16 protein-coding genes are annotated in these 23,455 nt (G+C 45.1%); 11 read left to right on the top strand and 5 right to left on the bottom strand.

Features of this window, described 5'->3' with window-relative positions; translation table 11 throughout:
• Positions 1–21: 21 nt before the first annotated feature.
• From AB5217_RS15445 to AB5217_RS15395, 11 genes are all read left to right on the top strand, one after another.
• On the top strand, positions 22–2,868 hold the full coding sequence (locus AB5217_RS15445; RefSeq protein ID WP_032843858.1) for a TonB-dependent receptor: 2,847 nt from the start codon (positions 22–24) through the stop codon (positions 2,866–2,868).
• A 136-nt stretch (positions 2,869–3,004) separates the two neighbouring features.
• Positions 3,005–3,685, top strand: coding sequence for a hypothetical protein (locus AB5217_RS15440; protein WP_004307137.1), 681 nt, complete (start codon positions 3,005–3,007; stop codon positions 3,683–3,685).
• Between the two features lie 39 nt (positions 3,686–3,724).
• Positions 3,725–5,599 carry an alpha-L-fucosidase gene (locus tag AB5217_RS15435; RefSeq protein WP_055167429.1) on the top strand — a complete coding sequence of 625 codons (1,875 nt, stop codon included), beginning with the start codon at positions 3,725–3,727 and terminating at the stop codon, positions 5,597–5,599.
• A gap of 8 nt (positions 5,600–5,607) precedes the next feature.
• Positions 5,608–6,138, top strand: coding sequence for a GNAT family N-acetyltransferase (locus AB5217_RS15430; protein WP_004327067.1), 531 nt, complete (start codon positions 5,608–5,610; stop codon positions 6,136–6,138).
• 262 nt (positions 6,139–6,400) lie between these two features.
• Positions 6,401–7,273: an electron transfer flavoprotein subunit beta/FixA family protein gene (locus AB5217_RS15425; protein WP_368112679.1), complete on the top strand. Its 873-nt coding sequence runs from the start codon at positions 6,401–6,403 to the stop codon at positions 7,271–7,273.
• Positions 7,274–7,275: 2 nt separating this feature from the next.
• Positions 7,276–8,295, top strand: a complete 1,020-nt coding sequence (locus tag AB5217_RS15420) for an electron transfer flavoprotein subunit alpha/FixB family protein (RefSeq protein WP_004301029.1) — start codon at positions 7,276–7,278, stop codon at positions 8,293–8,295.
• Positions 8,296–8,301: 6 nt separating this feature from the next.
• Positions 8,302–10,008, top strand: coding sequence for an acyl-CoA dehydrogenase family protein (locus tag AB5217_RS15415; protein WP_004301030.1), 1,707 nt, complete (start codon positions 8,302–8,304; stop codon positions 10,006–10,008).
• Between the two features lie 79 nt (positions 10,009–10,087).
• A complete protein-coding gene (locus AB5217_RS15410) occupies positions 10,088–11,842 on the top strand; it encodes a rhomboid family intramembrane serine protease (RefSeq protein ID WP_032849089.1) in 1,755 nt (584 codons plus the stop codon).
• A gap of 7 nt (positions 11,843–11,849) precedes the next feature.
• Positions 11,850–12,269 (top strand): hypothetical protein, encoded by a 420-nt coding sequence (locus AB5217_RS15405; RefSeq protein ID WP_004301032.1) that lies wholly within the window; start codon positions 11,850–11,852, stop codon positions 12,267–12,269.
• Positions 12,270–12,307: 38 nt separating this feature from the next.
• Positions 12,308–17,368 (top strand): DUF4132 domain-containing protein, encoded by a 5,061-nt coding sequence (locus AB5217_RS15400; RefSeq protein WP_368112680.1) that lies wholly within the window; start codon positions 12,308–12,310, stop codon positions 17,366–17,368.
• A gap of 7 nt (positions 17,369–17,375) precedes the next feature.
• The gene (locus tag AB5217_RS15395; protein WP_004327073.1) at positions 17,376–17,849 is read left to right on the top strand and encodes a GAF domain-containing protein; all 474 of its coding nucleotides are present in this window, start codon (positions 17,376–17,378) and stop codon (positions 17,847–17,849) included.
• Between the two features lie 108 nt (positions 17,850–17,957).
• Here the strand turns inward: AB5217_RS15395 and AB5217_RS15390 are convergent, their stop codons facing one another.
• The 5 genes from AB5217_RS15390 to AB5217_RS15370 all read right to left on the bottom strand — a co-directional run bounded on the left by AB5217_RS15390 (position 17,958) and on the right by AB5217_RS15370 (position 23,339).
• Positions 17,958–18,272, bottom strand: a complete 315-nt coding sequence (locus AB5217_RS15390; protein ID WP_004307142.1) for a chaperone modulator CbpM — start codon at positions 18,270–18,272, stop codon at positions 17,958–17,960.
• Between the two features lie 14 nt (positions 18,273–18,286).
• A complete protein-coding gene (locus AB5217_RS15385) occupies positions 18,287–19,252 on the bottom strand; it encodes a DnaJ C-terminal domain-containing protein (protein ID WP_004327076.1) in 966 nt (321 codons plus the stop codon).
• Between the two features lie 94 nt (positions 19,253–19,346).
• Positions 19,347–21,050: a phosphoethanolamine transferase gene (locus tag AB5217_RS15380; protein WP_149964450.1), complete on the bottom strand. Its 1,704-nt coding sequence runs from the start codon at positions 21,048–21,050 to the stop codon at positions 19,347–19,349.
• A complete protein-coding gene (locus AB5217_RS15375) occupies positions 21,037–22,236 on the bottom strand; it encodes a BamA/TamA family outer membrane protein (RefSeq protein WP_004301038.1) in 1,200 nt (399 codons plus the stop codon). Before AB5217_RS15375 ends, AB5217_RS15380 begins: the two co-directional genes overlap by 14 nt.
• 89 nt (positions 22,237–22,325) lie before the next feature.
• On the bottom strand, positions 22,326–23,339 hold the full coding sequence (locus AB5217_RS15370) for a threonine aldolase family protein (RefSeq protein ID WP_004327079.1): 1,014 nt from the start codon (positions 23,337–23,339) through the stop codon (positions 22,326–22,328).
• Positions 23,340–23,455: the final 116 nt, after the last annotated feature.

Genomic DNA, 23,455 nt, shown 5'->3' with positions numbered 1-23,455 from the left:
TACTATTAAAGAATAAGAACAATGAAGAAATTATATACTCTGATAATCCTTTTATCCCTAACCGGTTTCGGAAGCAGCTTTGCCCAAACCTTGAAAGGACATATATACGACGCCAGAACCAATGAGCCATTGGTAGGCGCAGCCGTCACATACAAACTCCATGGCAATCAGGGAGCAGTGTCCAACATCAATGGAGAATATGAAATCAAACTGCCCGAGGGAGGAGTCGATCTTGTATTCAGTTATGTAGGCTATGAAGATGTATTGATGCCAATTGTTATCAATAAGCGTGAAGTCATCACGAAAGACGTTTATATGAAAGAAAGCACAAAGCTACTGGAAGAAGTGGTGGTTAGTGCCGGACGCTTTGAACAGAAGTTGAGTGACGTTACTGTTTCCATGGATGTGGTGAAAGCCGGAGATATTGCCCGTCAGGCACCGACAGATATTTCTTCCACACTCCGTACATTGCCCGGTGTAGACATTGTAGACAAACAGCCCTCTATGCGCGGTGGCAGCGGATGGACTTACGGTGTAGGTGCACGCAGCCAGATTCTGATAGACGGCATGAGTACCCTGAATCCAAAAACCGGTGAAATCAATTGGAACACCATACCTTTGGAAAATGTAGAACAGGTGGAAGTTATTAAAGGAGCTTCCTCCGTGTTGTACGGGTCATCAGCCTTGAACGGCATTATCAACATCCGTACTGCACGTCCGGGACTGACTCCGAAAACACGTTTCAGTGCTTATGTGGGAGTATATGGTGATGCGGAAAACGACGAATACCAATGGAGCGACAAGAGTTTCTGGAAAGATGATAAATATTCTGTTAAACCGATCCTGCGCGGAAGTCTTCTTAGCGGTATACGGAATCCTATTTACGAAGGATTCGACCTCTCCCACTCCCGTCGTATCGGCAATTTCGATGTCAGCGGAGGAATCAATCTTTTCACTGACGAAGGATACCGCCAACAGGGATACAACAAACGTTTCCGTATGGGAGGGAGCCTCACTTATCATCAGCCTGATATGGGAATGAAACTGTTGAATTATGGTTTCAATGTCGATTTCCTTTCCAATCAATATGGTGACTTCTTTATCTGGCGTTCACCAACGGAAGTGTACAAACCGTCTCCTTTCACCAACATGGGACGTGAAGAGAATAATTTCCATATCGATCCGTTCATCAACTATGTGAATCCGGAAAACGGTACGTCACATAAGATTAAAGGACGTTTCTATTACAGTGCCGATAATATCGTACGCCCTACCCAAGGAACTTCCATCACTGATATTCTGGGAAATATGGGAACTGATGCCAAAACGATACAGAATATAGCCGGTGGCGATTACAGTTCACTTTATCCTGCATTGGTAGGTATAGGTTCCGGACTTGTCAACGGCAACCTGGAAGATGCCATGAACGGAGTGTTCACCTCATTAGGCAATATTTTCCCGAATGCGACGACTGCCGATTATTGCGATCTGATCTCTTGGGTAATGGACAACGGAGTGCCGAGTGACTTAGGGGGACTTACGAACGGACAGTTACCGAGTGATCTGATTCCGTGGTTATCAAATGTTATCAATCCGTCACGAAACACTCCAAAAACACAGACTGATAAGAACTTCGATTACTACCTCGACTACCAGTTCAATAAGAAATGGGAAGGCGGTGCACAAATCACTACCGGAGTAACCCTGGAACATATCCGCTATGACTCCGCTGTAATGGATGAGGTATACAAAAGTGATAATATAGCTGCTTTCTTCCAATACGATCAGCGCTTCTGGGATCGTTTGAGTGTATCTGCCGGTGTACGTGCCGAATATTATCGGGTGAATAATCATCACCGTGAAGCCGAAACTAAAATCTTCGGAACCAAAGTTCCGTTCCGTCCGGTCTTCCGTGCAGGGTTAAATTATCAGTTGGCTGATTACAGTTTTATCCGTGCCAGCTTCGGACAGGGTTACCGTAATCCGTCTATCAATGAAAAATACCTGCGCAAGGATATTGGTGGAGTTGGCGTTTATCCTAATCTGGACATCAAACCGGAGAAAGGATTTAATGCGGAATTAGGAATTAAGCAAGGATATAAAGTTGGTAATTTCCAGGGTTTTGTGGATGTTGCAGGATTCTATACACAATATAAAGACATGGTTGAATTCCAGTTCGGGCTGTTCAACAATGCCAATTACACGATGATTAATAGCATAGGCGATGCATTCCAGATGCTGACAGATGGCAAAGGGTTCGGTATCGGAGCCCAGTTCCACAATGTATCGAAAGCCCAGATTTACGGAGTAGAAATCTCAACGAACGGCGTGTATAATTTCAATAAGAACACGAAGTTGTTCTATAACTTGGGATATGTATACACGGAGCCATGCGATGCTGACTATCAGGAACGTAATGCAGTAGAGGGGCTTTATACCGATCCTCTTCAGATGAAAGAGAAATCGAACACAGGTAAGTACCTTAAATATCGCCCGAAGCACAGTTTTAAAGCTACGGTAGATTTCCAGTGGAAACGTATCAATGTCGGTGCCAATGTAGCATGGAAGAGCAAAATTCTGGCAGTTGACTATCTGATGTTGGACGAACGCGAGAAACAGCAGAAAGACCTGATGGATTATGTACGTGGCATCCTTTTCGGTTATTCAAAAGGAGAGACACTGGCTACTTACTGGAAAAAACATAATACGGACTATGCCACTGTTGACGTGCGCTTCGGAGTAAAAGCCACAAAAGAAGTAGCTTTCCAGTTTATGGTGAATAACCTGTTGAATAAAGAATACAGCTACCGCCCAATGGCAGTTGCTGCTCCACGTACTTTCGTACTGAAAATGGACGTCACTTTCTAACTAACTTTCAAGATTCACAATTACTTAAGAAACGGCTGCTCAATGCAGCCGTTTTCTTTTTTCTCCTCATCTGTCATCATTTATCTATATATTGCGTATCTTTACCCCCCGAAAACGAGAAGAAATAACCGATAAAATGAAAAAACAAATCCTACTTATTGCCATCCTGTTTTGTACGGCCTTTGCACAGGCACAAGAAGTTTTTGTAACTGCTGATTTTGTAAGCAGTTATATTTGGCGCGGTATGGATAGCGGCAATGCAAGTGTGCAGCCTTCACTCGGCCTCAACTGGAAAGGACTGACCGTTTACGCATGGGGTTCTACCGAATTTCGCGAAAAGAACAATGAAATAGATTTATCACTAGAGTACGAATACAAAAACCTGACTCTTTACGCCAATAACTATTTTACCCAGACAGAAGAGGAACCTTTTAAATACTTCAATTACAGTTCGCACTCTACCGGGCACACTTTCGAGGTAGGAGCCGGCTATATGCTTAGCGAAAAGTTCCCATTGTCAGTAAGCTGGTACACTACCTTTGCCGGAAACGATTACCGGGAAAACGGGAAACGTGCCTGGTCCAGTTACTGCGAGTTGAGTTACCCGTTCAGCGTGAAGGATGTAAATATGAATATCGAAGCAGGTTTCACTCCTTGGGAAAGTATGTACTCCGACAAATTCAATGTAGTCAATATCGGATTATCTGCAACAAAAGATATTAAAATAACGTCCAATTTCTCTTTACCCATCTTCGGAAAGCTAATAGCCAACCCTTATGAAGAGCAACTTTATTTTGTAGTTGGAATTACATTGTAGATGATTCTTACATTCAATTATTAACTAATAAACACCCCCATGAAAAAACACTTTCTTATCTTCGCAACAGGTCTTTTTCTACTAAGTGCCTGTAATTCGGTAAAAGCACCGGAAGCTATCTTACCCATTCCCGAAGCCAAACAGGTGGAATGGCAAAAAATGGAAACGTATGCGTTTGTACACTTCGGACTTAACACATTCAACGACCGTGAATGGGGATATGGAGACTCCGATCCTAAAACATTCAACCCTACCCGTCTGGACTGTGAGCAATGGGTACAGACATTTGTCAAATCCGGCATGAAAGGAGTGATCCTGACAGCGAAACATCACGATGGATTCTGTCTGTGGCCTACGCAACTGACAGAGTACTGTATCCGCAATACTCCGTACAAAGACGGAAAAGGAGACATTGTCCGCGAACTGTCGGATGCCTGCAAAAAGTATGGCATTAAATTCGCAGTCTATCTCTCGCCCTGGGACAGGCATCAGGCCAATTATGGCTCTCCCGAATATGTAGAATACTTCTATAAACAACTCAACGAACTACTGACCAACTACGGTGATGTATTTGAAATCTGGTTTGACGGTGCCAACGGTGGAGACGGCTGGTATGGCGGAGCAAAAGACAGCCGTACAATCGACCGCAAGACTTATTATAACTATCCGCGAGCTTACAAGATGATTGATGAGTTACAGCCACAAGCTGTCATCTTCTCGGATGGAGGTCCGGGCTGTCGTTGGGTAGGCAACGAACACGGATTTGCCGGAGCTACTAACTGGTCTTTTCTTCGTGCAGGAGAAGTTTATCCGGGCTATCCCAAGTATCGTGAACTGCAATATGGTCATGCCGATGGTAACCAATGGGTAGCTGCTGAGTGTGATGTTTCCATCCGTCCGGGATGGTTTTATCATCCGGAAGAAGACGACCGTGTGAAAACAGTAGACGAACTGACTGATTTATATTACCGCAGCGTAGGACATAACGCAACGCTATTATTAAACTTCCCGGTAGACCGTGACGGATTGATTCACCCTACTGACTCTGCCAATGCCGTAAACTTCCACCAGAATGTACAAAAACAACTGGCACACAATCTGCTGGCAGGACTCTCTCCCAAAGCATCGGACGAACGCGGAAGAACATTCTCCGCCAAAGCTGTGACCGACGGTGATTATGATACTTATTGGGCTACCAATGATGATGTCATTTCAGCCACTATTGAATTCGATTTACCTCAGGCAGAAAAGATCAACCGTATGATGTTGCAGGAATATATTCCTCTCGGACAACGTGTCAAATCATTCGTTGTAGAATATAACCAGGCAGGCGAATGGATCCCTGTGAAGCTCAATGAGGAGACTACCACTATCGGATATAAACGGCTCCTTCGTTTCGAAACAATCACTACGGATAAGATTCGTGTCCGCTTCACGGATTCACGGGCTTGTCTCTGTATTAATAACATTGAAGCATATTATGCAGGAGAGACTTCGGATACATACACAGCGAAAGCTGCAGAACTGAAAAGTTACCCGTTCACCCTTGTTGGAGTAGATGTAGAGGAAGCACAGAAAGGCATGGATAAAAACGACCAGACCACCTGTTTCATCAATGGAAATACACTATTGATTGACTTGGGAGAAGAACGCACGATTACCTCATTCCACTATCTCCCCGACCAGAGTGAATATAATAAAGGGTTGATCGCGGCCTACGAAATATCTGTAGGTATGGATAGCAATGCAGTCAACCAGGTAGTAGCCAAAGATGAATTTTCCAATATAAAGAGCAATCCGATTTTGCAATCGGTTTACTTTACTCCGGTCAAGGCTCGCTATATTCAGTTGAAAGCAACACGGATGATACATGACGGTGAACCGATGGGGTTAGCTGAAATTGGTATACAATAAAAGATGATATGGTACAGAAAACAGGAATTATCGTGCAGAAGAAAAACTATACTCTCCGTACCTGGCAAACCGAAGATGCAGCATCATTAGCCCAATATCTCAATAACAAGAATATTTGGGATAACTGCCGTGACGGTCTCCCCTATCCTTATAGTCAGGAAGATGCTAATGTTTTTCTCGCTATGGTACAAGCGAAAGAAAACATTCAAGATTTCTGCATTGAGGTAAACGGAGAAGCAGTCGGAAGTATCGGTTTTGTACCCGCTACGGATGTAGAACGTTTTAGTGCAGAAGTAGGCTACTGGATTGGAGAACCTTTCTGGAACCAGGGAATCGTTACTGACGCCCTGAAAGAAGCCATAAACTATTATTTCGAACACACTGATAAGGTACGTGTATTCGCAGTCGTATTTGAGCATAACTCCCCATCCATGCGGGTATTAGAGAAAGTGGGATTCACGAAAGTAGGAATTATGCAAAAGGCTATTTTCAAGAATGATAATTTCACGAATGCACATTATTACGAACTTATCAAATAATCCGGAATTCATCAACAGTCTGCCGGACAATCCGGCAGACTGCCCATAAACGCTTTGTCAACCCTGAATTAAATCTATAAAAACCCTCCTCTTTTGCTCAAAAATCTTAAACCTGTGCATTTTTTACTCGGATTTCTTGTCAGAACCAAGCGTTTGAGTAAATTTGCACGCTGATAGTTAACCGGATAGTTTGGATAGCAAGATATTACTACTTGACTACTGGCTGCTAACTTGTAGAAATACTAATACTAAAATTTATAGCATGAGTTTGAAAATTGTTGTATTGGCAAAACAAGTTCCTGACACACGTAATGTTGGGAAAGATGCCATGAAAGCCGACGGGACGATTAACCGCGCGGCACTTCCCGCTATCTTCAACCCCGAAGACCTGAATGCTCTCGAGCAAGCTCTTCGACTGAAAGATGCTCATCCAGGCTCTACCGTAACCATCCTGACCATGGGACCGGGACGGGCAGCCGACATTATTCGTGAAGGACTTTTCCGTGGCGCAGATAACGGTTACTTGCTGACCGACCGTGCTTTCGCTGGTGCAGATACACTGGCTACGTCTTACGCATTGGCTACTGCCATCCGCAAAATCGGTGATTGCGACATTATCATTGGTGGTCGTCAGGCTATCGACGGTGACACGGCACAAGTAGGTCCGCAGGTAGCAGAGAAGCTAGGATTGACGCAAATCACATACGCAGAAGAAATTCTGGAAGTGGGCGATGGTAAAATCAAGGTGAAACGTCATATCGACGGTGGTGTAGAAACTGTAGAGGGTCCGCTGCCTATCGTGATTACCATAAACGGTTCTGCCGCTCCTTGCCGTCCGCGCAATGCGAAACTGGTTCAGAAATACAAACACGCCAAAACAGTTACCGAAAAACAACAAGGTAACCTTGATTATACCGATTTGTATGACAAGCGTGATTATTTGAATCTGGTAGAATGGAGTGTAGCCGACGTAAACGGTGACCTTGCACAATGCGGTCTGTCCGGTTCGCCGACAAAAGTGAAAGCCATCCAGAACATCGTGTTCCAGGCTAAAGAGAGCAAAACCATCAGCGGCAGCGACCGTGACGTGGAAGACCTGATTGTTGAACTATTAGCTAACCACACCATCGGATAATCATGAATAACTTATTTGTATATTGCGAAATAGAAGAAGGTAACGTTGCAGACGTTAGCCTCGAACTTCTGACCAAAGGTCGTTCGTTAGCCAACCAGTTGAACTGTCAGCTCGAAGCTGTAGTTGCCGGAAGCGGCCTCAAAGATATTGAAAAACAAATCCTTCCTTACGGAGTAGATAAACTTCACGTTTTCGACGGTGAAGGCCTTTACCCTTATACATCACTTCCTCACACAGCTATCCTGGTGAACCTCTTCAAAGAAGAGCAACCGCAAATCTGTTTGATGGGTGCTACCGTTATCGGTCGTGACCTCGGTCCGCGCGTTTCTTCTGCTCTGACCAGCGGATTGACTGCCGACTGTACTTCACTTGAAATCGGTGACCACGAAGACAAAAAAGAAGGTAAGACTTATAAGAACCTGTTATATCAAATCCGTCCGGCATTCGGTGGTAACATCGTTGCTACGATTGTGAACCCGGAACACCGCCCGCAGATGGCAACCGTTCGCGAAGGTGTGATGAAGAAAGAAATCCTCTCTCCGACTTATCAGGGAGAAGTAATCCGTCACGACGTGAAAAAGTATGTAGCCGACACGGACTATGTAGTGAAAGTCATCGAACGCCATGTAGAAAAGGCAAAGAACAACCTGAAAGGTTCTCCGATCATCATAGCCGGTGGTTACGGTGTAGGTTCGAAAGAAAACTTCAACCTATTGTTCGACCTCGCTAAAGAACTTCACGCAGAAGTAGGTGCCAGCCGTGCTGCTGTTGACGCTGGTTTCGCAGACCATGATCGTCAGATCGGTCAGACTGGTGTTACGGTTCGTCCAAAACTCTACATCGCTTGCGGTATCTCCGGACAGATTCAGCATATCGCCGGTATGCAGGAAAGTGGTATCATCATCTCCATTAACAACGATCCGGATGCTCCGATCAATACGATTGCCGATTACGTAATCAACGGAAGTATCGAAGAAGTTGTGCCGAAGATGATTAAGTATTATAAACAAAATAGCAAGTAAGGAAAGATGGCTAATTATTATACAGACATACCGGAACTCAAGTTTCACTTGAACAATCCGATGATGAAACGTATTTGCGAACTCAAAGAACGCAATTACAGAGATAAAGATGAATTCGACTACGCTCCGCTGGACTTCGAAGATGCTGTAGACTCTTACGACAAAGTATTGGAGATTACAGGAGAAATCACAGGAGAAATCATTGCTGCTAACGCAGAAGGTGTAGACGAAGAAGGTCCTCACTGTGCTAACGGTCGCGTAGAATATGCTTCCGGAACCAAACAGAACCTGGACGCTATGGTGAAAGCCGGCCTGAACGGTATGACCATGCCACGCAGATTCGGCGGTTTGAACTTCCCGATCACTCCGTACACCATGTGTGCAGAAATCGTGGCTGCTGCCGACGCCGGTTTCGGAAATATCTGGTCTTTGCAGGACTGTATTGAAACACTGTACGAATTCGGTAACGCTGACCAACACAGCCGTTTCATTCCTCGCGTATGCCAAGGTGAAACGATGTCTATGGACTTGACCGAACCGGATGCAGGTTCCGACTTACAGGCAGTTATGCTGAAAGCAACTTATAGCGAAAAAGACGGTTGCTGGTTGCTGAACGGTGTAAAACGTTTTATTACAAACGGTGATGCTAATCTTCACTTGGTATTGGCTCGTTCGGAAGAAGGTACAAGAGACGGTCGTGGTCTTTCTATGTTCATCTATGACAAGAATGAGGGTGGTGTGAACGTACGTCGTATCGAAAACAAACTCGGTATCCACGGTTCTCCTACTTGCGAACTGGTGTACAAGAATGCTAAAGCTGAACTTTGCGGTGACCGCAAACTCGGTTTGATTAAATACGTTATGGCTTTAATGAACGGTGCCCGTCTGGGTATTGCTGCGCAGTCCGTAGGATTGAGCCAAGCTGCTTACAATGAGGGATTGGCTTATGCTAAAGACCGTAAGCAATTCGGTAAAGCAATCATCGAATTCCCGGCAGTATACGATATGCTGGCTATCATGAAAGGTAAGTTGGATGCCGGACGTGCTTTGCTGTATCAAACAGCTCGCTACGTAGACATTTACAAAGCATTGGATGATATTTCCCGCGAACGTAAACTGACTCCGGAAGAACGTCAGGAACAGAAAAAATACGCCAAACTAGCAGACAGCTTTACTCCGCTGGCTAAGGGTATGAACTCTGAATATGCTAACCAGAACGCTTATGACTGTATCCAGATTCACGGTGGTTCAGGATTCATGATGGAATATGCTTGCCAACGCATCTATCGCGACGCACGTATCACCAGCATCTACGAAGGAACTACCCAGTTGCAGACTGTAGCCGCTATCCGTTACGTGACTAATGGTTCTTACATCGCTACTATCCGCGAGTTTGAGGCCATTCCTTGTTCACCGGAAATGGAACCGCTGATGTCTCGCCTGAAGAAGATGGCTGACAAATTTGAAGCAAGTACCAACGCTGTGAAAGAAGTACAGGATCAGGAATTGCTTGACTTCACCGCTCGCAAACTGGTGGAAATGGCTGCTGATATTATCATGTGTCACTTACTGATTCAAGATGCCAGCAAGTCTTCTGAACTGTTCTCCAAATCTGCACACGTATATTTGAACTATGCAGAAGCGGAAGTAGAAAAGCATACAAATTTCATCGAAAACTTCGACAAAGAAGATTTGGCGTTCTACAAAAAGTAACAAATAATCGACTAATTCTATACATTTGTCAGTGAGATAAGTAATTTTTTAATTGATGAATGTAGATAGAGATAGAAATATGGCACTCAAACCTTCATATAATGACAAACTGTATTTGCCAGGTTTATCAAACACGGAAATCCTTATATTGGCTCTCGAAGCCTCTCAAAAACTTGAGTGGAATATCGAGGAAGTAACTCCGGAAGGAATCCGGTTTGAAGTCCCGTTCAGTATACACTCCCATGGAGAGGCAATAACCTTTACCATAGAAAAGGGAAGTGACGGGGAAGTATCCGTTCGCAGTCAGTCTTCTTCCGTACAATTTGTTGATTATGGAAAGAACAGAAAAAATATCCAGAAGTTACGGGAAACAATGGAAGAAATAAAAGCCTCACTCACTCCGGAAGAACTAGCCCAAAGGGCCAAAGATTTCGAAGAAGAGTTCAACCGCCCGCTCACAGAAGAAGAAAAAGCCTACATAGAGGAAGAAAAGAAGAGGAACTCTTTCCTGTCTTTCTTCATTCCCCGCAAAGGATTTATAGCAACTCCCATCCTGATAGACATCAATATTCTTGTATTCATTGTAATGATTGCTTCCGGAGTGGGTATTATGTCTCCTTCCACTCTGTCACTACTGAAATGGGGAGCCGACTTCGGACCGCTGACTCTGACCGGTGACTGGTGGCGCACAGTGACTTGCAACTTCATACATATCGGAGCTTTCCATCTCCTGATGAACATGTATGCTTTCATGTATGTAGGACTTCTGTTGGAAGAACTGATAGGAGGACGCCGTATGTTCGTTTCATACCTGCTAACCGGATTATGTTCGGCTGCATTCAGCCTGTATATGCACGGTGAGACAATCAGCGCCGGAGCTTCCGGATCTATCTTCGGACTTTACGGTATATTCCTTGCATTCCTCCTCTTTCATCGCATCGCCAAAGAACAACGAAAGGCATTGTTAACCAGCATCCTCATTTTTGTGGGGTATAATCTGGTTTACGGGATGAAAGCCGGCATTGATAATGCCGCCCATATTGGCGGGTTGTTAAGCGGGTTTGTTCTGGGAATTATATACGTGGTCGGCTACAAGTTCGAGAAACCCGATGCACAGCGGACTGTCTCCATCATCGGGGAGCTTGGTATATTCTGTATATTCCTGTTCAGCTTCATGATCCTGTGCAAAAACGTTCCTCCTCTTTACCCGGAGATACGCAATGAATGGGAAAGCGGCATTGTGGAAGCCTATCTGAATGGTGAACTGGAAGAGGAAAACGAGAACAGTAATCATTCCGCTGTGAATGCTACGGACAATCTTTCCAGTAGGAAAGTTCCGGCATATACGCCTGTCGGCAATGACGATACGTGGCTATCTTATTATGATGCAGCCACCAAATTCAGTTGCCAGTATCCTACCAACTGGATAAAAATAGCAGGAGCAAAAGGAATTATTGATGGTGCGGAACCTCCATTACTCATGCTGGTCAACGGAGGGAATCAATTAACGATTACCGCCCTCACCTACGACACGCAGAAGGAGTTTGAACACATGAAAGAGTTATCACTCACTCTCCCAAGAAATGCACAAGGGGAACCGTCAGAAGATTACCAACTAAGCAATGTCAACATCAACGGACTCCCCATGACAAAGATCACGAATCCCCTGCACATCGGGGCTCCTGATGAACCGGGAGAGGATGTAAAACAAATAGCGTTGCATTACTTTCAAGAGAGCAAGAAACGATCTTTTGCCATTGTCATGCTTGTCTATGACGAAGAAGCTGAAACCGATCTGAATGCCATTACATCAAGTATCCAGATCACCCAATAAAGAGAATATGAGAGTATATATCCAAATCAAACAGTTAGGAAAGCGAAAGTGCAGTATCGAAAAGATTCCTATCGATTTTCCTGTTCCGCCTGTCAATGTACAGGGGTTGATCGAAGCCATCGTCAGTTGGCAAGTCTGCGAATACAATGAACGCTTGCAACAGAGCGAAGTGCTGAAATACCTCACACAGGAAGAAGTGGAAAATAAAACAGCTTCCGGCAAAGTAGGGTTTGCAGTAAACTATAATGGCAAACCTGCCGCAGAAGTCGAAGCCATCACCAATGCTTTGCAATCCTATGAGGACGGAATTTTCCGTATCTTCATGGATGATACGGAAACCGGAGACCTATCCTCTCCCATCCAACTTAAAGAAGAATCTACCTTAACCTTCATCCGGCTCGCTATGCTGTCGGGAAGATTATGGTAATCATTATCCTATAAAACACATTTAAAACGAAAAGAATCATGAGACTGATTTACAATGACGCATTAAATAAACGGATTGCTCCGTACCTGGAAAGGTTAACGAAAAAGAGAACCAGTTTAGACAAAGAGACAATGGCACTGTTGGATGTATTTATGCAATACTTCAACATGGATACCCGGTATGGTGCATACAGCGATAAATTAGAGCCTTGCATCATCTATATTATCCAAGAAGAGAAGATTAAAAGCGTTGCCAATCTTTTCGATGGTAAATTGAACAAGCTACTCCGCTATCTATTGGGAGACGAGTACGCCCACCTGTTCCACACCTATCTGAAGCTCAAAGCACGGTGCCCGTACACTCACGGATACTCGCGCCGGTCACAACGGTCGGCAAATCCTCTTCTGCATATCGGCCACGTTATAGATGCACTGACCCAGTTTCTGAAACTGCGCGCCACCGGATTTACGGTTCAAGCCATACTGAACGGAGGAAACACTCCGGAAGAAATAGAAGCATACAAGGATTCGATGAACTGCCAAAACTGGATGGCCGCCCAAATAGCAGAAGGCAACCAGACTGTCATTGAATACCTCAACAATGTGCTGACCAGTGAGAATAACGCCAACCGCCTCAACCAGGGACATCTCCAGGCTATCGCAGTAAGTGGATACCGCCCCTTGCTGGAACTGGAAGGGAAGTTACTTCTGGCAGCCAAGTTACAGGAGGGTCTCCGCCAAGCTATCGTGGAAACGATGGACGAAGGTTGTCCCGAAAGTTATCTCCATCTTTTCTCGGTCATCTGCGACAACGGCCTGCAACGATTTGCTTCCGTGAAACGCGGTATTGCAGTCAGTACGGGTATCGGAGAACAAGACAGCAGCGAACGTATCACCAATAAATATGTAGAACTGATCCATCGTTTTCTGAACGACCGGAAACAAGCACACAGTGCTCTTCAAAGCAAAGATACAGTCGAACTCTATCTGGCTTTATGGAGCATCGGATTCTATAATACGGAAGAGATTCAGACGCTCGTACCGGAAATTATCAAGAAAGGTGCTAAATACCAGGTACAGACATTACTTTATTTCTTACGCTGTACGCAATACTCCGGCATGAACCACCGCATCAGTAAAAATGCCTTTGAAAGATGGTATAAGGAACCGTCGGTGGTGGCGGCTATCTTACCGTTGTATCTGTCCGGTCTCTATCTTAGCCGGTACGGAGGGCACAAAGACGCCCCGTCACTCCACGACTATTTTGATAGCAAAGAAGAGGCGGTCCGCCATTATGAATATCTGAAGCAAATCTATCAGTCCATCTCTGCCAAAGAGATTTATTCTCCTTATGTATTCCCTTGGGAAAGCACAGAACTCACCCGTTCGGAAATCGTTCTCAAAATGGCATATATCACCTGGATGACTAATAATTCTGCATTGAAAGACGATCTTTGCAGCTATCTGCCCTCTCTGGATACTTATATGCGGGCAGGCTATATCGGTGTTGTATTAGCTCCACCGACCAGTCCGCTACAGGAAGAATATGTACTGCAATCACTGGGAGACCGTTCGCAAGATGTGCGTGAAGAAGCATATAAAGCATTGTCCGAGATGACCTTATCGCCCGAACAAAACCAGAAAGTAGAAGAGTTACTGCGCTTCAAATACAGCGAAATGCGTATCCATGCTATCAATCTGCTGATGAAACAGCCCAAAGAACAGCTAGCCGACAGCATCCGCCGCTTGCTAACAGACAAGGTTGCCGAACGCCGCCTGGCAGGATTGGACATGATGAAGACCATACACAATGTAGAATTCCTGCAAGATATCTATCAGGAATTGATCCCGACAGTTAAAGAGATTCAGAAGCCGAACCCGAAAGAAAAAGTATTGATAGAATCTCTGATTGGCGATGGAACAGAAGAGAGCGTCACACAACATTATACCAAAGATAACGGTTTCGGTCTGTACGATCCGTCTCTTGAAGTCAGTCTGCCGGAAATTACCCAGGACAAAGGATTCAACGTTAAAAAAGCATTCGAATTCATCTGCTTTGGAAGGGCCAAACTCGTTTTCAAAAAACTAAGCAAATACATCGAAACCTACAAGAATGAAGAATTCAAAAATGGTTACGGAGAAGCACGTCTGGTAGGTAACAGTGTCCTGATAAACTGGAGCAACTACGGAGGATTGAGCGGACTCGGATTCCCGGAATTGTGGAAAGCCTTCTACGAAGAAGAAATAGGAAGCTACGACAAATTGCTGATGATGAGTTTCATGCTTGCATCGACAGGTACCGCTAAAGACGAAGACGACTCCGACGAGGAAGATGAAGAAGACATCAAGGCAGACCAGAAATCAAGTAATACTTTTGAGCCGCTTGTCAACCGGATGTATGCCGGCATCACTTACCGCGGATTGCAGAAAGACCTCCGCAAGATGCCGTACTATGAACAGATGAGTGACATCATCGAAGCACTGGCATACGAATACAAAGATGAAGCCGTCTATCAACGACTGGCCGTCAATATGCTGCTCCAACTATTGCCTTTGCTAAATACCAAAAACATCTTCCGCCAGTACACCAGTAAGCATGCATGGCTTCGGGACAAACTGGAATACGGAGAAAAACAGGTCGTTTATCCGATACATAACAACAAATTCGTGAACTTCTGGCTCGAAATGCCTCAAAAGCCCATGAATGATGATCTATTTATCCGTTACTTCACAGTGCGCTATCAGCTTTATAAGCTCACCAACTACATGGAGCACACCCCCGAACTAGAGGAAACAGACTCTTATCTTCATGCCACAGACTTCGCCCGTGCCTGGATGCTGGGAATCATCCCGACAGAGGAAGTATACCGTGAAATGATGGGACGCATCAGCTCTCCCAGCCAGATCAAAGCAATCACCATGGTATTGAACGACAACGTTCGTTTCAACAAGGAAAAAGAAAGATACGCCGATATCAAAAACATCGACTTCTCCCTCTTCCGTTCCCTCGCCCAAAAGGTGGTAGACCGGATTCTTGAAATTGAATTAAAACGTGGAGACTCCGAGACACAAGTCACCTCCCTTGCAGAAGAACTAAGCTACGTCTATGGAGCCGAAACATTTATCCGTATTCTGCAAGCATTCGGCAAAGATACTTTCATACGTGACAGTTACAACTGGGGCAGCACCAAACGGGGTGTATTGAGCAGTCTGCTCCATGCTTGCCATCCCCTGCCTACGGACACCAGCGAGAATCTGAAGAAACTGGCGAAACAAGCCGAAATCAGCGACGAGCGACTGGTAGAAGCCGCCATGTTCGCCCCACAATGGATTGAACTGACTGAAAAGGCAATAGGCTGGAAAGGACTGACAAGTGCAGCCTATTATTTCCACGCCCACACCAATGAAACGTGTGACGACAAGAAGAAAGCGATTATCGCCCGCTACACCCCCATCGACGTAGATGACCTGCGGGAAGGTGCTTTTGACATCGACTGGTTCAAAGATGCATTTAAGACAATTGGCAAGCAACGCTTCGAAGTGGTCTACAATGCCGCCAAATATATTTCATGCAGCAACAGCCATACCCGTGCCCGTAAGTTTGCCGATGCTACCAACGGTGCAGTGAAGGCGGCAGATATAAAGAAAGAAATAATAGCCAAGCGCAACAAAGACTTATTGATGAGCTACGGCCTCATCCCATTGGGACGGAAGCCGGATAAAGAACTGCTGGATCGTTATCAATACCTGCAAAAGTTCCTGAAAGAGAGCAAGGAATTCGGTGCTCAAAGACAGGAAAGCGAAAAGAAAGCGGTAAACATCGCTCTGCAAAACCTGGCACGCAACTCCGGTTACGGAGACGTTACCCGCCTGACCTGGAGCATGGAAACTGAACTGATTAAAGAACTTCTTCCCTACCTGTCCCCCAAAGAGATAGACGGCGTAGAAGTGTATGTACAAATCAACGAGGAAGGTAAATCGGAGATTAAGCAAATCAAAGACGGCAAAGAGCTCAACAGCATGCCTGCCAAGCTGAAAAAGCATCCGTATATAGAAGAACTGAAAGCAGTACACAAAAAGCTGAAAGACCAGTACACCCGTTCGCGCATCATGCTGGAACAGGCGATGGAAGACTGCACCCATTTTGAAGAAAACGAATTGCGCAAGCTGATGCAGAATCCTGTTATCTGGCCATTACTGAAACATCTCGTCTTCATCTGCAATGGACAGACGGGCTTCTACACCGATGGATTGCTGATTACAGTGAATGCCGTTTGCCTCCCGTTAAAACCGAAAGACGAGTTACGCATCGCGCACCCCACAGACCTGTATACAAGCGGAGACTGGCATGCTTATCAAAAATTCCTGTTCGATAAATCAATCCGCCAACCTTTCAAACAGGTATTCCGCGAACTTTACGTTCCGACTCCGGAAGAAATAGAAGCCACTCAATCCCGCCGCTATGCCGGCAACCAGATCCAACCGCAGAAAACGGTTGCCGTACTGAAAGGCCGTCGCTGGGTAGCCGACTATGAAGACGGTCTCCAAAAGATCTATTACAAAGAGAACATCATCGCCACCATCTATGCGATGGCAGACTGGTTCTCTCCTGCCGACATCGAAGCTCCGACATTAGAATATGTCTGCTTCCACAACCGCAAGGACTACAAGCTGATGAAAATCTCGGAGATTCCTCCTGTCATCTTCTCGGAAGTGATGAGGGACGTAGACTTGGCAGTAAGTGTAGCTCATGCCGGAAGCGTCGATCCGGAAACCAGCCACTCTACCATCGAGATACGCAGCGTGCTGGTGGAACTGACAATGCCGTTGTTCCATTTCAAGAACGTGACGATAAAAGGAAGTTTTGCTCACATTGAAGGCAAACTGGGTAAGTATAATATCCATCTGGGCAGCGGTGTGATCCATCAGGAAGGTGGTGCACAGATAGCCGTTCTTCCGGTACATTCGCAAAATCGCGGACGCCTGTTCCTGCCTTTCGTAGATGAAGATCCGAAGACTGCCGAGATACTGACTAAGATTATCTTCTTTGCAGAAGACGATAAGATAAAAGATCCGAGCATCCTGAACCAAATCAAATAGTAAAGAGATGGCAGAAAATTTAATCATCCACACAGGAAGCAAGGAAGAAAAGTATCGGGAGTTACTTCCGCAACTGCATGCTTTGGTAAGTACGGAAGCAGATCTCATTGCCAATCTTGCCAACATGGCAGCAGCCTTAAAGCAGACTTTCGGTTTCTTCTGGGTAGGCTTTTACCTTGTGAAAGAGGAAGAACTCGTACTGGGTCCGTTTCAAGGCCCCATTGCCTGCACTCGCATCCGCTTTGGCAGAGGAGTTTGCGGAACCGCTTGGAAAGAAGCCCGTACACTGATTGTTCCTGATGTAGAGCAGTTTCCCGGACACATAGCCTGTAGTTCGGACTCGAAATCGGAAATAGTAGTACCAATCCTCAAGCAGGGGAAAGTTGTCGGGGTGCTGGATATCGACAGTGATACATTGGATAGCTTCGACACTATCGACGCACGCTATCTGGAAGAGATTTGCACGTATATTGTATTATAAAATAACGGCATAAACATCCTGAAAAAACGGAGGCTCTGATTGAATGAATCAGAGCCTCCGTTTACTATAAATAGAGCCTCTGTTCGAATCAAACAGAGGCTCTATTTTTTACCAGTCCATATCTTCTATTTCCCGTTCCCGGTACAGCAAAAGTTGTTTGCGAAGCGAACGCATTTCGTGCCTCATATCTTCCATCCTTTCCAGCAAATGATGAATGGCATCGATACCTTCCATGTTGATGGATAAGTCATAGTACATTCTGCTATAACGTTCCACGTTCGGGAGTTCCGACAAAAGCAGATAATGTTCACCGCCTTCGGTATGCACGTTAATCAAACCGCCCTCTTCCAACATTTCGATGAATGAAGGCTCAATATGACATTTGTGACAGTATTCACTGACAATTATTAATTCGGTCTGCATAGTACTCATTCATTTTAGTTCATACTCTGTAATTGACGGAACAACTCTTTCTGTTTGTCGGTCAAGTTCGTAGGAATCTTGACAGAATAGGTCACAATCAAGTCACCGAATTGTCCTTCCTTCTTATAAACCGGGAATCCTTTACCTTTCAGACGGACTTTCGTACCGTTCTGCGTTTCCGGTTTTATCTTCAGTTTCACTTTACCGTCCAGCGTGTCGACTACTTTCTCGCCTCCCAATACGGCAGAGTAAAGATCTACCTCCACATCTACGTACAGATCGTCGCCCAGGCGTTTGAACACCGGGTCTTCGGCTATAACGAACGTAATGTACAAGTCGCCCGCAGGTCCTCCGTTGACACCTTCGGCTCCGTAGCCTTTCAGTTTAATAACCTGTCCGTCGGCTACACCGGCAGGGATAGTGATACGTACCTGTTTACCATTTACAGTCAATATCTGCTTATGCGTTTGAGCAGCATCACGAAGGGAAAGATGAAGTTCGGCATTAAAGTCCTGTCCGCGGAATCCCGCAGAACCTTGTCCTCTTCCTCCCCGATGTCCGAACATTGATTCGAAGAAATCGGAAAATCCACTAGCGTTGCCACCGGAAAATCCTTCTCCATCGGAACTATACCAATAGGTTCCGTTACCGTCGGAGAAACCCTGACCCGCACCGCCGAATCCGCCGAAACCTCCTGCACCGCCAAAGCCTCCGGCTTGTTGCTGTGCACGTTTCTGCGCTTCGAATTCATCGGCATGCTTCCAATGTTCTCCGTACTCATCATACTTTTTACGTTTCTCGGGGTCACTCAGTACTTCATTGGCTTCGTTGATTTCCTGAAATTTATCCTTTGCACTAGGGTCATTAGGATTCAAATCAGGGTGATATTTCCGGGCCAACTTACGAAAAGCCTTTTTGATATCATCCTGAGAAGCACTTTTGTCTACTCCAAGAATCTTGTAATAATCTATATAGGCCATGTTTTATGAATTTAATCGTTCATACATCATACGGCAAATAACACGCCAATCCCATTTTTGGATGCAAAAATTAACAAGGATTAATACCTAATACTTAATACTTGATATTCCTCTTTTCCAGCATCTGGAAGTCTTGCTTCTTCATGCCCAAATCATCCAACGGACGGGGATCATTGTGATCGTTCAGATAAACCCTCGGTTTCAGGACGTAGTGCAAAGCCGTCACAGCCTGCGAATCATCCCGGTAAGGAGTTTCTATTCCGCCTAAAGACAGCATGGTCGGGAAGAAAGAGCTGCTGGAAGAAACATTCTTATCCTTATTTTCAATAGCGGTATTCCAACGTTCGGGATACGTTTCGCGGTAGTCATCGGACATCCAAATCAGGAATGGCACATGAAGCTGATAATAAGAAGGTACGGGAGAAGCGTGGAGGAACAGATGACGGGAATCGTCGAAAATGTCCTCTCCATGATCGGAAGTGTAGAGCATGGCGGCATCTACCTGCTGTTTTTCCAACATACGGATAAGTCGTGACAGAAAATCATCCGTGTAACGAATAGAGTTGTCATAGGCATTCACCAGGTTATCCCGGTATTTTCTCTCTGCTTCCATCGGATAATCGGGCGTAAAGAAAGCATCTTCCGACGGGTAACGTTCGCGATAGTTAAAGTGGGAACCGTAGGTGTGAAGTACGATGAATTGTTTCGTTGCACCTTTCGCCAGTTCCTCCTCCACCAATTTCAGAAGTTCGTCGTCAGAAGGATTATAGGTAGAACTGACCGAATCTTCTTTTATAAAATCATACGTATCGGCTTCCATTCCGAAGAAGTCGATAAATGAATGGTTGTAACGTTGGTTGGAGAAAAAAGCCGTCCGGAATCCTGCCTCTTTGAAAGCGGTGATGATTCCTTTTTGATGGTAGATAGAGTCGTAGTTGCAGGCAGTAGCATCCGACATCAGCATGGGGACACTTTTATGTGTCGTATTCGACTCTGTCAACACTTTTGGGAAAGCAATCAGACCCGTTTGCCGGGATAAGAGCGGGTTCGTTTCACGTTCGTAACCATACAATTGCCAGTTTAGGGCACGAGAGGTTTCTCCTATGACCATTACATATACTTCCCGTTTTCCCTCCGGATGAGTAGGCCGGGCATGGAAAGTAAAGTCTTTGGATGTACGGTGGTAATCCTGTGTCAGAGCTGTTCTTTGAAAGGCAAGACCTACGTTGTAGCATACGTTTAGCGGGTATAAATCAGATTTCAACTCATATCCCGAATCCTGCACATAGGCTCCGACAAGACTAAGGAGGGAGATTCCAAAGACCAGGAAGGCTCTCTTCCGTTCCCTGCGAATGAACTCTACCGTAAGTTTCCGTTTACGTATAATTGAAATCGTCCCTAATATCAGGGCAGGTACATAGAGTATGATTACAGCAATAATGGCAGGTGTGAGATTATCGAGCAGTTCCAATGCCTCACTCGAATTGGTGGTGACCAGATTCAAAAACATATCGACAGCGATAATGGACTGGCCGAATAAATAAAGCAACACGATCTGAAAGGCTCCGAAGAACAGGAACAGGAATAAAATCCACAGCATCTTGCCGCAATTCCTCGACAAAGTCATCAGCAGGTAATAGCAACCGAAAGGTAACAACACATTGGCGACTTTTGCCATAAATGGTAAAGGTTCTGTAAAACAGAGTACCATATTAGGCACTATCAAGATAAACAGGAACAGATAAAACAGATGTTCCTGATTTTCCAACCAATTCTTTATATTTTTAAAAAGCTTCATTGATGTTAAAAATAAATCCGGTCTGGTGTTTGCCAAACCCTAAATCCAAACGTACATTTACTCTCTTCTTAAATTCCCAACGATACCCGAAGCCATAATTAGGCAGAATGTGTTTCGGGGTGAACTCGGAAAGTCGTGGAAAAATCGTTCCCGCTCCTACCCATACAGCTACTCCATTCCGTTTCCAGACGTGTTGCCGGAGTTCTATTTGCGCGTCCATTGCTCCCTTGTCCCGATAGCGTCCTTCGTAATATCCGCGCATGGAGTAAGAACTTCCCAACGTTGCCATCAATCCCCAAGGGGTATCGCCATAGGTAAGCAATGTGTGGAATTGCCCTGCCAGCACTCCACCTTTCCATACCGGCTGATAATAACTGGTAGTCAGTTCTGTACTGCTAAACGCATATTTATTGCCGAGAAAAGCCGGACTGAACCGCTGGTCTATCCGCAAATAATAGCCATGATATGCATTTGTCAGGAAATCACGTGAATCGTAAAGGAGGGAAAGTCCCAGGCTGGTATTAGTGGTTCGCGCGGCCATTCCTTCCCATAGTTCCGGTTTCTCAAAGTTCCGTCCGTCGATATAATCGAATACGGCCATCGGGCCGATGTAGAAGTTCTTTGCCAGCCGAAACATAAAATCGACTTTCACCTGTGCCTGAAAACGTTTATAATCGCTTTCGTTATCAGAGTTCGCTCCATTGTCATATCCCCGTCCCCAATACAGACTGGGAAAAGAATAGAAATAGAGATTGTAATTCAAGCGGTATTTATCTTTTGGAAACAGATGATTTCCGCGGACTCCCAACAGATAGAAGCCGACAGTCGACACATCTCCGTAAAGAGAGACATTGGAGGGAGGAAGAAGCGTATCAATCCGATCGGTTCGATATAGTCCGGCTGCCACCAGTCCGAGTCCGAACTTGGTGTCACTGGAATAATGTGGGCCGCCTATCACACTGAAATCAAACTTTTTATTCTTTTTTTCCTTATTGGCGTCATTGAAGTAATCAAGAAACTTTTTAAAGAAACTGCGCTTTGCCGGAATGGAATCTTCCATGGTTGCAGATATAGAATCCTCCGGCAGTTCAATTTTAGTAGAATGCAGCTGTGCGCCCAACGGGGTTTGTGTCAACAACAAAAGCGCGAATATGATTAGCCTGTTCTGTCTAGTATTCATAATCATAAGAAGTAGAAAACTTTGCGGACAAAGTTAGTTTCAAACTTCCTATAAAAACAGATATTCAGGCGCTTTTGTTGTTCCGGATTTCCTTTTTAACGTTTTAAAAGTCTTATAAACTCGTCTACATCCTCCTCTGTGGTATCAAAAGAAGTCACCAGACGGATTTCATTCTTCTCTTCGTTCCAAAAATAAAAGAAGTAAGACTCTAGCATCCGGTCGATAACCGGGCGGGGCATGGTGAGGAATAACTGGTTACTTTCGGCTTTTTGAGTGAAAGTTACTTCGGGCAGTTTCTTCAATTCAGTGTAAAGTTTGGCAGCCATTGCATTGGCATGGTTGGCATTCTTCAGCCAGAGGTTATCTGTGAGGTATGCCGTAAACTGGCAAGAGAGGTAACGCATCTTCGAAGCGAGCTGGGCGGATTGCTTACGGATGAAGCGGGCTTCCGGTTGCAGGTCTTTATTAAATACAATCACGCACTCTCCCATCATCAGTCCGTTCTTCGTTCCGCCAAAACTAAGAATATCGACTCCGCAGTCTACTGTCAGTTCCTTTAAGGAAAGATTCAAAGCGGCACAGGCATTGGCTATTCTGGCTCCGTCCATGTGTACATACATACCATTCAGATGGGCAAAGTCAGTCAGACGTTTTAACTCTTCGGGAGTATAGATGGTGCCAAGTTCGGTACATTGGGAAATATAGAGAGCTCTGGGTTGCGAATGGTGCTGATCGCCGAAACCATGCAGATAGGGTTGCATCAATTCCGGGGTAAGCTTACCGTCGGGAGTAGCAATCGGACAAATCTGACAACCTGTCATTTTCACAGGAGAGCCGCATTCATCTACATAGATATGAGCCGTTTCCGCACAAAAGATGGAATGATACGGACGGGTCATCAGCTGCAATGCTACCACGTTGCTACCTGTTCCGTTAAATACAAACAAGGGGACACAGTTGGGCGTAAAGGTTTCCTTTATCTTCGCTACGGCTTCTTCTGTCCATTTATCATCGCCATATCCTAAAGAATGGTCTATATTAGCCCGGTTCAATGCTTCCATTACCAACGGATGCACACCGGAATTATTGTCGGAGGCAAAACTTCTCATTGTTTCTTACATTTTAATTCGTGATGCAAAGTAACAGAATTATTTCCGGAAATCCATTGAAAGGAAGAAACATAAAGCAGAAAAAGGATAAAAAAACAAGAATCTCCGAAGTGCTG

Origin of the sequence: Bacteroides sp. MSSM.1001136sp1_RTP21357st2_D2_RTP21359_211015, assembly GCF_040913205.1 — a bacterium.
In the GTDB taxonomy this organism is placed as follows: Bacteria; Bacteroidota; Bacteroidia; order Bacteroidales; family Bacteroidaceae; genus Bacteroides; species Bacteroides ovatus.
This window is presented reverse-complemented; position numbering and strand designations above follow the sequence as displayed.